Source organism: Ensifer sp. Root31 (assembly GCF_001424825.1).
In the GTDB taxonomy this organism is placed as follows: Bacteria; Pseudomonadota; Alphaproteobacteria; order Rhizobiales; family Rhizobiaceae; genus Ensifer; species Ensifer canadensis.
Genome location: NZ_LMCO01000056.1, coordinates 205828 through 218926 on the forward strand (window position 1 = coordinate 205828; position 13099 = coordinate 218926).

13 protein-coding genes and 1 other RNA gene are annotated in these 13099 nt (G+C 61.9%); 9 read left to right on the top strand and 5 right to left on the bottom strand.

Features of this window, described 5'->3' with window-relative positions:
* Nucleotides 1–78: 78 nt before the first annotated feature.
* Nucleotides 79–3816, top strand: a complete 3738-nt coding sequence (locus tag ASD00_RS32445; protein WP_057211139.1) for an AsmA-like C-terminal region-containing protein — start codon at nt 79–81, stop codon at nt 3814–3816.
* A gap of 390 nt (nt 3817–4206) precedes the next feature.
* On the opposite strand, the gene ASD00_RS32450 is transcribed toward ASD00_RS32445, so the two are convergent.
* On the bottom strand, nt 4207–4998 hold the full coding sequence (locus ASD00_RS32450; RefSeq protein ID WP_025427681.1) for a hypothetical protein: 792 nt from the start codon (nt 4996–4998) through the stop codon (nt 4207–4209).
* A gap of 401 nt (nt 4999–5399) precedes the next feature.
* Between ASD00_RS32450 and ASD00_RS32455 the strand changes: the two genes are divergently transcribed.
* Nucleotides 5400–6284: a GGDEF domain-containing protein gene (locus ASD00_RS32455; protein WP_057211141.1), complete on the top strand. Its 885-nt coding sequence runs from the start codon at nt 5400–5402 to the stop codon at nt 6282–6284.
* Here ASD00_RS32455 and ASD00_RS32460 read toward each other — a convergent pair.
* The 4 genes from ASD00_RS32460 to ssrA all read right to left on the bottom strand — a co-directional run bounded on the left by ASD00_RS32460 (nt 6264) and on the right by ssrA (nt 7933).
* On the bottom strand, nt 6264–6500 hold the full coding sequence (locus ASD00_RS32460) for a ribbon-helix-helix domain-containing protein (protein WP_025427679.1): 237 nt from the start codon (nt 6498–6500) through the stop codon (nt 6264–6266). The genes ASD00_RS32455 and ASD00_RS32460 overlap by 21 nt on opposite strands.
* Nucleotides 6501–6712: 212 nt before the next feature.
* Nucleotides 6713–6922: a DUF4169 family protein gene (locus ASD00_RS32465; RefSeq protein ID WP_025427678.1), complete on the bottom strand. Its 210-nt coding sequence runs from the start codon at nt 6920–6922 to the stop codon at nt 6713–6715.
* Between the two features lie 20 nt (nt 6923–6942).
* Entirely contained in the window at nt 6943–7458 is a 516-nt protein-coding gene (locus ASD00_RS32470; protein ID WP_025427677.1) for an SspB family protein, read from the bottom strand.
* A 111-nt stretch (nt 7459–7569) separates the two neighbouring features.
* Nucleotides 7570–7933, bottom strand: a transfer-messenger RNA (tmRNA) gene (gene ssrA / locus ASD00_RS38175).
* A gap of 144 nt (nt 7934–8077) precedes the next feature.
* Between ssrA and ASD00_RS32475 the strand changes: the two genes are divergently transcribed.
* From ASD00_RS32475 to ASD00_RS32505, 7 genes are all read left to right on the top strand, one after another.
* On the top strand, nt 8078–8386 hold the full coding sequence (locus ASD00_RS32475; protein ID WP_025427676.1) for a DUF2853 family protein: 309 nt from the start codon (nt 8078–8080) through the stop codon (nt 8384–8386).
* A gap of 163 nt (nt 8387–8549) precedes the next feature.
* Entirely contained in the window at nt 8550–9344 is a 795-nt protein-coding gene (locus tag ASD00_RS32480; RefSeq protein ID WP_025427675.1) for a thymidylate synthase, read from the top strand.
* 151 nt (nt 9345–9495) lie between these two features.
* Complete coding sequence (locus ASD00_RS32485; RefSeq protein ID WP_025427674.1) at nt 9496–10101, top strand: glutathione S-transferase; 606 nt, start codon at nt 9496–9498, stop codon at nt 10099–10101.
* A complete protein-coding gene (locus ASD00_RS32490) occupies nt 10094–10630 on the top strand; it encodes a dihydrofolate reductase (protein WP_025427673.1) in 537 nt (178 codons plus the stop codon). The genes ASD00_RS32485 and ASD00_RS32490 overlap by 8 nt, the downstream gene beginning before the upstream one ends.
* A gap of 253 nt (nt 10631–10883) precedes the next feature.
* On the top strand, nt 10884–11981 hold the full coding sequence (hflK, locus tag ASD00_RS32495) for an FtsH protease activity modulator HflK (protein WP_025427672.1): 1098 nt from the start codon (nt 10884–10886) through the stop codon (nt 11979–11981).
* Entirely contained in the window at nt 11978–12901 is a 924-nt protein-coding gene (locus ASD00_RS32500) for a protease modulator HflC (protein WP_025427671.1), read from the top strand. Before hflK ends, ASD00_RS32500 begins: the two co-directional genes overlap by 4 nt.
* A 7-nt stretch (nt 12902–12908) precedes the next feature.
* Nucleotides 12909–13094 (top strand): DUF2065 domain-containing protein, encoded by a 186-nt coding sequence (locus tag ASD00_RS32505; RefSeq protein WP_025427670.1) that lies wholly within the window; start codon nt 12909–12911, stop codon nt 13092–13094.
* Nucleotides 13095–13099 lie beyond the last annotated feature (5 nt).

Genomic DNA, 13099 nt, shown 5'->3' on the forward strand with positions numbered 1-13099 from the left:
GAAACGTCCCTTTGGCGTTCATATGGACGCAGACGGCGTCGACAGGCGCCCCGAGAACTTGATGGGAATGTAGGCACGGTGCTTTCGCGAATTCTGGTTGCCATCGGCGGTCTTGTGGTTGTTGCGCTCTTTGCGGCGCTGATCGCCCCGTGGTTCATCGACTGGACGGGTTTCCGCAAGGAATTCGAGCGCGAGGCTAGCCGCATCATGGGCAAACCCGTCGTCGTGCACGGCCGCGTCGACGCACGCCTGATCCCGTTCCCGACCGTGACGCTCAACGACGTGCGTGTCGGCGGCAGCGATGCGCGCGAACCGCTGATCCAGGTCGAACAATTCTCGATGAGCGCGGAGCTTGCGCCGTTCCTGAGTGGCGAAGCGCTAATCTTCGACATGCGCCTCGACCGGCCCAAGGCCAAGGTCCGGCTGCTTTCCGACGGTACGCTCGACTGGGCGCGTGGTACGCGCACGGCGATCCCCGCCAAGACGGTGGTGCTTGAAAACGTAGAGATCACCCAGGGCGAGATCGAATTCATCGACGAGCAGACCGGCCGCACCCGGCGCGTGACCGACCTTGCCGCCGATCTTTCGGCCCGGTCGCTGGCCGGCCCCTGGAAGGTCGAAGGTCGTGCGGCATTGGACGGCGAGGCCGGCAGTTTTGCCTTTGCCAGTAACAAGGTGGACGAGGCGGGCGCGCTCAGCCTCAAGGCGCGGGTGACGCCGGACAAGCGTCCATTCGGCGTCGAGCTCGATGGCGCGCTGAAGATCGTCGACTTCAAGCCGCTTTACGGCGGCCGCTTCACGCTGACCGAAAACCGCCCGCAGGGCGAGGCCAAAGAAGTCGACGACCATGCGCCGCTGCGCATCAACGGCGATTTCCAGCTGACCAATGAGAGCATCCGTGTGCCGGAGTATCGCTTCGAGGTCGGTCCTTCGGATGATCCTTACGTGGTGACCGGCGAGGCGACGCTCGACACCGGCAAGGAGCAGAAGTTCCTGCTAATTGCCGACGGCCAGCAGATCGACGTCGCCCGCATCGGCAATTCCGGCAGCAACGGCAAGACCGGGCGCGACCCGGCGATCTCCATGCGCCAGCGGCTGGAAGCGATGCTGGCGATCGCTGCCGACATTCCCATTCCGCAGGTGCCGGGCAGGGCCAGTTTGAAGCTGCCGGCGATCGTCATCGGCGATACGACGGTGCGCGACGTGCGCATCGACGTACAGCCTGATGGCGCCGGATGGGTAATCGACAATGTCGTGGCGCTTCTGCCCGGTCGCACCCAGCTCGAGGCCAAGGGACGGCTCAACCTCAAGGGTCAGCGCTCCTTCCGCGGCGACCTGCTGCTCGCGTCCAACCAGCCGTCGGGGCTGGCGAGCTGGCTGGCCGGCTCTGTCGACCCGGCCATCCGCAAGCTGAAGACCGCGGGTTTTTCGGCAACCGTCAACCTGACCGACACGCTGCAGCAGTTCGAAAACCTTGAAGTCGCGGCCGGCGATGCCAGCCTCAAGGGGCGGCTCGAGCGCCAGTCCTTCGCCGAGCAGCAGCCGAACCTTTCGCTGCAGCTGAACGGCAACCGCATCGATCTCGAAGCCTTGCAGGCGCTGGCTGGCCTCGTCGCCGGCGATGCCTCGACCTCGACATTGATGCAGCACGCGATCGCTGCCGACCTTTCGGCCGACGAGTTCTCCGCCTTCGGCGAAGATGCCCGCGACGTTCAGGCGGTGGTGACGCTCAAGAACGGCCAGCTACAGGCCGAGCGCGTGGCGATCGGCTCGCTTGCCGGCGCGCAGCTTGCCTTTTCCGGCCGCGCCAGCGGCGATCTCGCAAAGCCCGTCATTTCGGCCAAGATGAAGCTCGCGGCCAACGATCTGACGCCGTTCCTGGAAATGATCGGCCGGCACGCCGTCGATCATCCGGCCCTTCGTCGGCTGACCAAGGCTGGCCCGTACTACACGGACGCCGCCTTCGACGTGACGCTGACCGCCGGCAACAAGGAAGGCAACGCGCCCGCGACCTTCGGCATCTTCGGCACGGCCAACGGCACCAAGATCGCCGCCAGCTATCAGGCGCCCGACATGGCCCAGGCGCTTGCCGGCAAGGGCATGCTGCTCGAAGCGACGCTCGAAAACCCGCAGACGCTGTTGCTGCTCGGCCAGGCCGGGTTCGATCCGCTGCCATTCGATGCGGACGCCAACGGCATCCTCTCGGTCAAGCTGCAGAGCACCGATGGCTCCAACGCCAATGGCACGGTGACCTTTACCACTGAGAAGACGGCGCTTGCCGCCAAGGGCAGCTTCGATCTTTCGCGCGACCATTTCCTCGAGGGCCAGGCCAAGCTGACGCTGCAGACGGAAGACCTCGAACCTTATCTGCTGCAGCAGGGCATCGCCCTGCCACAGACGGGCAGTGGCCTGCCGATCTCTGTTTCGGCCGACGTGGCGACGACACCGGAGGCGATCGCCCTTACAACGGTCGAAGGCAAGGCGGATAACAACGGCTTTGCAGGCGCGCTGACGATCGACCGCAAGGTGCCGGGCAAGGCGGAGGGCCAGATCAACCTTGCAACGCTCGATCTCGCCTGGCTCGCCGAGGGCATCCTCGGCCAGGTTCAGGACATGTCGACCGGCGCGCTGTCGAAAACGCCGGTCGCCCAGGCGGCCTGGACCGGCCTCAACGTGGCCCTGGATGTGCAGGCGGCCAATTTCTGGCCGGGCTTCTACGGCGCCGTTGGAAATTTTGTCGGCAAGATGGAATGGAAGGGCGACGAGATCGCCTTCACCGACGCGACCGGCGACTGGCTCGGCGGCAAACTTGAGGGCCGGGTGCAGATCGGCAATGCCAACGGTTCCGGCTTCCTGCGCTCGCGTCTCGACGTCAAGGGCGGCGATCTGGCGCAGGCGGGCTGGATGCGGGCAGGCGCGCCGGTTGCCACCGGCACCTTCGACCTGTCCGTGGCGCTGGAGGCATCGGGCGCGAACGCGCAAGCCATGGCGCATTCGGCAAGCGGCTCGGGCACTGCGACCTTCAACGGCGTGACACTCAACGGCATCAACAGCGCCGCCCTGCCGCAGTTGATGGCGACTGCCGATGCGCTGAAGATGGAGATTTCAGCTGACGCGATCCGCCAGGCGGCGGAGGCGACGGTGTTTTCGGGCCAGTCGGTCGTCGGTGTGGTCAAGGTGCCCTTCAGCATCGCCGGCGGCGTGCTGCGGGCACAGAACGTGACGGCCGCCGACGGCAACGCAGCTTTTGCCGGCGAGGCGTCGCTCGACCTTGCGGCAGAACGCATCGATGCCGGCATCGACATGACTTTCCGTCCGGGTGACGAGGCGCTTGCTGGCGCTGAGCCGCGCGTGCGGCTCGGCTTCGCGGGACTGCTGGCATCGCCAGGCGTCAGCCTCGATGTTGCCGATCTCTCGAATTTCCTCTCGCTTCGGGCCTTCGAGCGCGAGCGCCGGCGCGTCGAGACGCTGCAGGCCAACGTGCTTGAGAAGCAGCGGCTGCGCCGCGAGGTGCAGCTCTACAAGGCAAAGGCGCAGCAGCGTGAAGTCGAGCGCCTGCGGGCGATCGCCGAAGAACGGCGCCGCGCCGCTGCGGCAGTCGAGGCGGAGCGGGTGAAGGCGGATCTCGCCGCCCGCGCCGAGGCGGCCCGCAAGGCGGCGGAAGAGGCTGCTCAGGCCGAACGCGAACGCCAGCAGCAACAGCAGCTGGGCGCGCCAGCGCAGGCGCAGCCGAATACAGGTACCGTCGAAGGCCCGCAGAAACCGGGCGGCCAGGGGCTGAATTTCGACGTCTTGCCCGACATTACCGTGCAATAGTCTTGCCGGCATCGCGGTTGCGCGCCGCATAGGCGTTGGCCTACTGCATGGGTTCCTTAAATCCTATTCGATTTAAGGATAACAACAGGCAGCAATTCAAAGTGCTACAGCGACCTTTGCCCGTCTAATAAGACGCGCAAAGGTCGCTGTAGCTGTGCGTGCCGTCGGGCGTGCAGCTGTGCGGTTTGTCGCCCGCGTGCTCACACCGGACGATCACGCTTGGATCGTTTCCAGTTTAAGCGGAGTCGCAGAAATGCTCTGTCTCTTTGTTCTTACGCATTTCCTGACGGAAAACCGCCTCGCACTTTTCCTGGAAATGCTTGGGTCTCCAGCTCGCATTGGAGCATAGAATCTTTCGGCCAGGATTGCGAAGCGTCGCCGCGTCCCGGTTCAGAAGTGGATGGCAACGCCGAGGATCGGTCCGTGTTGCACGGCGTCGAACTTGAAGCCGTCGTCGCTGTAGTCGACGCCGAGTGCGCGGTAGCCGGCGACGACTGAGATCGTATCCGTGAACTTGTAGCCGAGACCGAGCGCTGCATCCCAGTCGAGATCCGCGCCGCCCGCACCGACCAGCCCCCAGCCGGTCATATAGAACTCGGGCGTGAAGTAATAGGCGCCGCGCAAGCCCGCGACCGCATCGACCCATGTCGCACTGTCTTCGCGTTTCCTACCGTTGAGCAGGCCGCCTGAGAACGAAAGCGTCGAATCAACCGACCAGACTTTCAGGCCGCCGACGAAATCCAGGTTGGACGATTGATCTTCGTAGATCGCATAACCGACGCCAAGCAATCCGGCAAAGGTCTTCGATTTCACATCGACGCTATTGGCAAGAATGCCGTTCGGCGTGTGGCCGTCGGCGGAAAGGTCGGTATAGATCACGTCGCCGAAGATGCTGTAGGGCCCGTTGCGGGCTTCGCCCGTCGCCATGAAAGCGAAATCGAGATGGTCCCAGATATCTCCGAAGCTTGAATCGATGTGCACCTCAGGGAGACCGAACTGGGCGGTGTCGCCCGTCAGGCCCGCCATCCAGAAGTAGGGTGCAACGGTGAACTTCCAGCCGCTCTCCGTCTCCTGCTGTTGGGCTGTGGGTGCAAGAAGGGGTGCGATATCGGCGGCGCTGGCGATGGCGGCCGATGACAAAGTCAAACACGTGGCCAGACCGATACGAGCATAGAGCTTCATGGGTTCCTCCCTCTCCTGTCCAGCCAGCGACTCTCGTGCGCTGGCAACTGTATGATTGTTTGAAATTAGTGCAGTCTAAACAAGCCCATTCGCGTTTATTGCCGGATCAAGCGTTACCGAAATGCCCGAGCTGTGGCGCCAAGCACACAGAAACCGGTGGGATGGGCCACAGTTGCAATCTCAAGTCTATGTTTCTGTCGGCGTGTGCTTCAAATTTTCCCGGATTGGTGTGTTCAGGGACGGGTGCTGAGGCATGCATCTGGTTTGTGAAGGCAATCCCGCTCCTGCGCCGAATGCCTGCTTTTGCGCGCTGAAATGGGGAGACCCCTAAAATCCTAATGGATTGATTGAGCAGGAGTTAGCATCCTGCCTTCACAGTGAGGCCTGCAACGGGGGGTGGCATGAAGTCGCTGGAGCAGGGCCTTGATCGCCGCGCGATCATCTGGATCATGAACTGGACGTTTTCAGGCACTGCCGGCTGCACGGCCGTTGCCCTTCTCATCACTTATTACTACATCGTCCCGTTCGGCGGCGAGCTGATGGCGACCTCAATGCGCCTTGCGCTGTTCATTCCGCTGCTGCTGGCCATCCCGCTTTTCGCCTTCATCGGCATCAAGCTCCAACAGTTGGCACTTGCCAACGATCTTCTGACGCTGGCCAGTCGCTATGACGGCCTGACGGGCTGTCTCAACCGTGCCGCCTTCACATCGGATGTCACCGCATTCTTTGCCGATCAGGACCTCGAGCCGTTTCCGCCGACGTCGGCGCTGATGGTGCTGGACGCCGACCACTTCAAACGCATCAACGATTGCCACGGCCATCTGGCCGGCGATCAGGCATTGGTGGCGATAGCAACCGAGATGCGCCAGGCAGTGGACGGTAGCGGCCTGACGGGGCGCCTCGGCGGAGAGGAATTCGGCGTTTTCGTTCCCTATGCCCGTCCCGAAACGATAGGGGCGATGGCGGAGCGAATTCGGTTGGCGGTGGCCGAGCGCGGGCAGGCGATCGCGCCGGGCGCAGAGCCAGTCACTGTCAGCGTCGGTGTGGCGCTGTTCAGCTATCCCGCCCACTATGAGGATGTCTTCAAGATCGCCGACGACCAGCTCTATCTCGCCAAGAATACCGGGCGCAACCGGGTTTGCCTGGTCGAGTATTTGCGTCGGCCGGGCGGCATCGGGGCGATGGCAAACCAGCTGCGCGAGGGGCTTGCAGGCGTCTTCACCGAGACATTCGGAAGCGGCCGCGATGAGCCAGGCGAAGAGCCGTCAAGTGTCGCTGGCCGCTGACAGCTCTATATTCGCCTTGATCCAGTCGAGAACGTAGACGCGGAGCGCCGAAGACAGGTTGCTGTCGGCGCCACGCGCATCGTCGATCTCGACGATCAGTTGGGCGATCGGCATGGCGCGGGCGGCCGCGATCGTCTTCAGCTCCAACCAGAACGGATCTTCCAGCGAGAAGCTGGTGCGGTGGCCGTGCAAGGTGGCGGAGTGTTTTCGGATCATCGCCGGAGCTCGCAAATTGATTCAAGTCGTTGGCGGTTTGATTCGGGACGTTGCTGCAAGTCATTGAAGCGGAATCGCTTTTTTGCAGGTCGTGCGCCGGGTTCGACGTTCTAAAGCGCGTCGCGATCTCTACAGCGCCGCGCGTCTTATTAGACGCGCAAAGGTCGCTGTAACGCTTTAAACGTTCCGCAGCCGTTCGTGCGCGCGGCGCTTCAGTCCTCGGCCTCGTCAGGTCGATCGCCGGAAGGTTCGCGGCGCCCCTGGTCGAGGGCCTTTGCCGCCTTCGCATTCAAGGCGTCGGTCAGCGATTTCTCGGCCTTGGTGCGGCCGAACGAGATGCGGTTCTGTTCGGCCTGCTTTTCTTTTTCGGCGCGGGCATTGCGCTTGCGGAACTGGCGTAGATTGACGACGTCACCACTCATGCCGCGTCCTTTCGCTTGCCTCAGTTCTTCTTGCGGAAGGAGTCGAGCGAAACCACCGAGCCGCCGCCGTTCTTGGCGTCGCCGGATTTTTCCGGGTCCTTGGGCGGCACTTCGCCATCGGTTTCAGGAACGGGATAGGCGGTGATCTCCGCCGATTCGGCCTCTTCCTCTTCGGCCGTCGCCACGTCGAATTCGAGTTCGAAATTGACCGAGGGGTCGTAGAAGCCGCGAATGGCATTGAACGGAATGACCAGCCGCTCCGGCGTATCGGAGAAGGACAGGCCGATTTCGAAGCCGGCCTCGGAAACCTTGAGTTCCCAGAACTGGTGCTGCACGACAATGGTCATCTGCTCGGGATACTTGGATTTCAGGTGCTGCGAGATGCGAACACCCGGCGCGCCGGTCAGGAAGGTGATGAAGAAATGGTGCTCGCCGGGCAGGTGGCCGGTGGCCGCAACCTCGGTCAGCACCTTGCGGATGACGCCGCGAAGCGCGTCCTGCGCCAGAATGTCGTAGCGAATGTGGTCCTGGCCCATGAGATTCCCGTCTTTCTCGAACTCAATTCTACTGTCGGCTTTCCATTGCCCGTCTCGATATGACGAGTCAATTATTCAAGCATCTATAGACCATTTCGAAGCGGGGGAGAAGGTGAAGGCTTCTGTTGCCAGGTGCCTTCGGACCCCGCCTTACGGTGCTACCCGGAAGGACTTGATTTGAAGTGTCGCACCGCCGTTAGGCAGCGAGACGTGCTTCAGCATAGTTGTCGTTTGCAACTATAAGTTTAGCCCGATAACGGTGGTACAATGCCGAGCAAAAAGTCGATCTTTACGCCCTTGTCGATCCTATTTCGCCCCCATCAAAAGCCGGTCATCGAAATCTCGACCGGTTTTTGGTGGAGGCGCCGGGTACCGCCCCCGGGTCCAATGGGTTTATTTCACCGCCCGTTTATTGCCATAGCCGCCCGAAGACGGCATCTGTCATATAGGTCTTTTCGGCGCTGAAGAAAAGGGGAAAGCACGGATATATCGCAGCTTTTCCAAAACCCCTGACATGCCAAACGCCTTGACATGAATGGCAGCCGTGAAAAACTCCGGCTGCTGCACGCGGCCTGCAAGGGCGCTGCGGTTTATCGAGCAAGATCAATCTGGAGGCATCATGACTGACTATCTCGCAGATGTGCAGAAGTATGACAGCGGCGCCGACGAAGCTGTTGTGAACAAGATCGTGCGCCATCTCGGCATTGCACTGCGCAACAAGGATTCCTCGCTCGTGTCGGCCACGGACCCCAAGGAACTCGATCGCGTTAGGGAAAAATGGTGCGAGAAGAAGCTCGGCGTCGTGGGTGCGGAAGCGGATGCGGCCATTTCGGCGACGACGAAGGCGATGTCGGCAGATCGATCCAAGTCACGCGTGACCTTCTATTATCTGGTGGCCAAGAACCTCGGTAAGCTGCAAACGCTGTAGATCACGTTCATTGTGAAGGCGGGATGCAGGCGGAAAACCGCGCGCACTTTCCTTGATCCCGCTTTGAGCGCGGCTGAATATGCGGGATAAACACCCCCGGGACATTGGTTTGCCGCCGGCTTCACCCTAAATTTGGGACAACACGAATCGGCGGCGCCAGACCATGCAGCAATATCTCGACTTCCTCGACCATGTGATGACCAGCGGAACCGACCGGGGTGACCGGACGGGAACGGGGACGCGCTCGGTCTTCGGCTACCAGATGCGTTTCGATCTTTCGCAAGGCTTCCCGGTGCTGACCACCAAGAAGCTGCACCTGCGCTCGATCATCCACGAACTGCTGTGGTTCCTGAAGGGCGAGACCAATATCGCCTATCTCAAGGAAAACGGCGTCAGCATTTGGGACGAATGGGCGGACGAAAACGGCGATCTCGGGCCCGTCTACGGCTACCAGTGGCGCTCCTGGCCGGCGCCGGACGGGCGGCATATCGACCAGATCGCCGGTCTTGTCGAAAGCCTGAAGACCAATCCGAACTCGCGCCGTCATATCGTTTCCGCCTGGAACCCGGCGCTGGTCGACGAGATGGCCCTGCCGCCGTGCCATTGCCTGTTCCAGTTCTATGTCGCCGACGGCAAGCTTTCCTGCCAGCTCTATCAGCGTTCGGCCGACATCTTCCTCGGCGTGCCGTTCAACATCGCCTCCTACGCGCTTCTGACGATGATGGTGGCGCAGGTGACCGGGCTGAAGCCGGGCGATTTCGTCCATACCTTCGGCGACGCGCATATCTACCACAACCATTTCGACCAGGCACGGCTGCAGCTTGCCCGCACGCCGAAGACGCTGCCGACCATGCAGATCAAGCCAGACGTCAAGGATCTGTTTTCGTTCCGTTTTGAAGACTTTACCCTGGTCGGCTACGAAGCTGATTCAACCATCAAGGCGCCGATCGCCGTCTGAGGCGTCGTCGCCTCGGGGGTGCGGGCAGGCGGTCGATACGGGCATTCGCGTAACGGCGGCAGACCGGGAGGGTTTGCCGTTTCTTACGGAGTTCAGATGTTACAGCGGCCTTTGCGCATCATGTTCGGCGAGGCGCTGTCGGGAGGTTTCGATGCTGACGCTCGTCCACGCACCCTTGTCGCGCTCGTCGCGTATCGTCTGGCTGCTCGAGGAGATCGGCGCGGAATACGAGATCCGCTATGTCTCGATCCGCCGCTGGGATGGCACCGGCGCACCCGACGACAACAATCCGCATCCGCACAAGCAGGTGCCGGCGCTCTTGCACAAGGGTGCGCTGATCTGGGAATCGGCGGCCGTGGTACAATATCTCACCGACCTTCACCCCGAATGCAGTCTCGGCCGGGCGCCCGGCCATCCCGAGCGCGGCGCCTATCTCTCCTGGCTTGCCTATTATGCCGGCGTGATCGAGCCGACGGCGCTGGCCCACATCACCGGCGCGACGATCAACAATCCGGCGCAGGCGCGGCTCTACAGCGAAATGTGCGCCCATGTGATCGACGTGCTCAACCGACAGACCTATCTGCTCGGCGCGACGATGAGCGCCGCCGACCTGCTTTTGGCCAGCGCACTGCAATGGATGCGCAAGATCCTGCCCGAGAGTGAGGTCGTCGACCGCTATATCCGGGTGGTCACGGACCGGGCAGCCTATGTCAGGGCAAGTGAAATCGACAGCAAACCGAATGGGTTCCATGACTGATACCAGCACCAACGAGCCGAAAATCTCCATCGTCGTCGCGGTTGCCGCCAACGGCGTCATCGGCCGCGACGGCGATCTGCCGTGGCGGCTTTCCACCGATCTCAAGCGCTTCAAGGCGCTGACGATCGGCAAGCCCGTGATCATGGGGCGCAAGACCTGGGCCTCGATCGGACGTCCGCTGCCCGGCCGAGCGAACATCGTCATCAGCCGCAGCGCAGATTTTACTGCTGAGGGCGCGACCGTCGCGCATTCGCTGGAGGAGGCGCTGGGCGCAGCGCGGCGCGAAGCGTCGGCATCAGGGGCAGACGAGATCTGCGTTATTGGCGGCGGCGAGATCTACCGGCAATCGATCGGCGTCGCCGATATCCTGCACATCACAGAGGTTCAGGCGGAAGTCGAAGGCGATACTCGCTTTCCGGATATCGACCCTGACGTTTTCGACAAGGTGTTCGAAGAGGACCTGCCGCAGGGCGAGAAAGACAGCCATGCCATGCATTTCGTGACGTGGCGGCGCCGGGCCACGCGCTAATGCATGCCTCCTAAAATCGGCATCGATCTAAGGAGAAAGTTATGCAGCGAGTTTGAAGCGCTGTCCTTGGCGCGTCATGTTTGGCGCGCCGCGCGTAATGGGCCATTCGTCAACTATTTTGAACCATTTACGGTGAACTCTGGCGTATCGCGTTGAAAGCGGTGCATGTCATACCTATAACGGGTTCACATCGTGGACGTCCGTGCATTCGCGCGGCAGTTCAGCGTGAGCAGTATTCAAAAGAGAGGTTTTGATGCCCTGGAGCAATCAGAATGGCGGCGGCGGCCCTTGGGGCGGCGGCGGCGGCGGAGGCAATCAGGGGCCATGGGGCCAGGGGCCGAACCGGCCGCGTGGCGGCGGCAAGGGCGGACCGCCGGATCTCGAAGAGATCATTCGCCGTGGCCAGGATCAGCTGAAGAACGTCGTTCCCGGCGGTTTCAACGGCGGCATCTTCGCCATCGTCGGCCTGCTGATCGTCGGCTTCATCCTGATCAACTCGATCTACACCGTCCAGCCGGATGAACGCGGCGTCGAAATGCGCTTCGGCAAGCCGAAGGACGAGATCTCGATGCCGGGCCTGCACTATCACTTCTGGCCGCTCGAAACCGTCGAGTTCGTCAAGATCACCGAGCAGCAGCAGAACATCGGCGGCCGCAACAGCGGTCAGTCCAATGCCGGCCTGATGCTCACCGGCGACCAGAACATCGTCAACGTTCAGTTCTCGGTGCTGTTCTCGGTCACGGATCCGAAGGCCTACCTCTTCAACGTCGAAAATCCGGCTGACACGCTGCAGCAGGTCGCCGAAAGCGCGATGCGCGAAGTGGTCGGCCGTCGTCCGGCCCAGGACATTTTCCGCGATAACCGTCAGGCGATCGCCGCCGACGTGAAGAGCACGATCCAGGCAACGATGGACAGCTACGGCGCCGGCGTTTCCGTCAACACCGTGGCGATCGAGGATGCGGCCCCGCCGCGCGAAGTCGCCGATGCGTTCGACGAAGTGCAGCGTGCCGAGCAGGACGAAGACCGCTTCGTCGAAGAAGCCAACCAGTACGCCAACCAGATCCTCGGCAAGGCCCGCGGTCAGGGCGCGCAGATCCGCGAAGAGGCAGCCGCCTACAAGGGCCGCGTCGTCAAGGAAGCGCAAGGTGAGGCCCAGCGCTTCATCTCTGTTTATGACGAATATTCAAAGGCGCCTGATGTAACCCGCAAGCGTCTCTATCTCGAAACGATGCAAGGCGTTCTCGGCAAGTCGAAGAAGGTCATCATCGACGAGAAGAACGGGCAGGGCGTCGTGCCCTATCTGCCGCTGAATGAAATCGGTCGGCCGGCACAGTCGGGAGGCGCACAGTGATCAACAATCGTACTTCAATCATCCTGATCCTGCTCGCCGTCGTCCTGGTCGGTCTCTATTCGTCGATCTTCGTGGTCAACGAACGCCAGCAGGCGATCGTCGTTCGCTTCGGTCAGATCCAGGACGTCAAGACCCAGCCGGGCCTCTACTTCAAGCTGCCCTTCGCCTTCATGGATGCCGATCGCGTGCAGTATGTCGAAGACCAGGCCCTGCGCTTCGATCTCGACAACATCCGCGTCCAGGTTTCGGGCGGCAAGTTCTATGAAGTCGACGCCTTCGTCATCTACAAGATCGCCGATCCCCGTCGCTTCCGCGAAACCGTTTCGGGCGACCGCGATTCTGCCGAGGCACGTCTGCGCACCCGTCTCGACGCATCGCTGCGTCGCGTCTACGGTCTGCGTGGCTTCGAGGCAGCGCTGTCCGACGAGCGTGCATCGATGATGCGCGAAGTTCGCGCCGACCTCAAAACCGATGCCGAATCGCTCGGCCTCAACATCGAGGACGTTCGCATCCGTCGCACAGACCTTACGCAGGAAGTCTCGCAGCAGACCTTCGACCGCATGAAGGCCGAGCGTCTGGCGGAAGCCGAACTGATCCGTGCCCGCGGTAACGAAGCCGGCCAGCGTCGCCGCGCCATCGCCGACCGTCAGGTCGTCGAGATCGTCGCCGACGCCCAGCGCGAATCGGAAATCCTGCGCGGTGAAGGCGAAGCCGAACGGACGAAGACCTTTGCCGACGCATTTGCGCGCGATCCGAAGTTCTTCGAATTCTACCGTTCGATGACCGCCTATACGGAGTCCATCGGTAGCTCGGACACGACGCTCGTGCTGTCGCCGCATTCGGAGTTCTTCCGTTATTTCAATGACTCGGAAGGCAAAGCACCGGCTGCGACAGAGACGCAACCGGCGACCGGGAACTAAGCGGACAATGTCCGACTTTCTGACCGGGATTGCTTTTTTCCTGATCATCGAGGGGCTGGTGTACGCACTGGCCCCTTTGGTTTTAGTGGAATTGGCGAAGCGTTTGCCGTATGTCCCGGAGCATCAGCTTCGACTGGCCGGGGTATTTTCCGTTGCCGCCGGTGTCGGACTTGTCTGGTTGCTTCGAGGATAATGCGA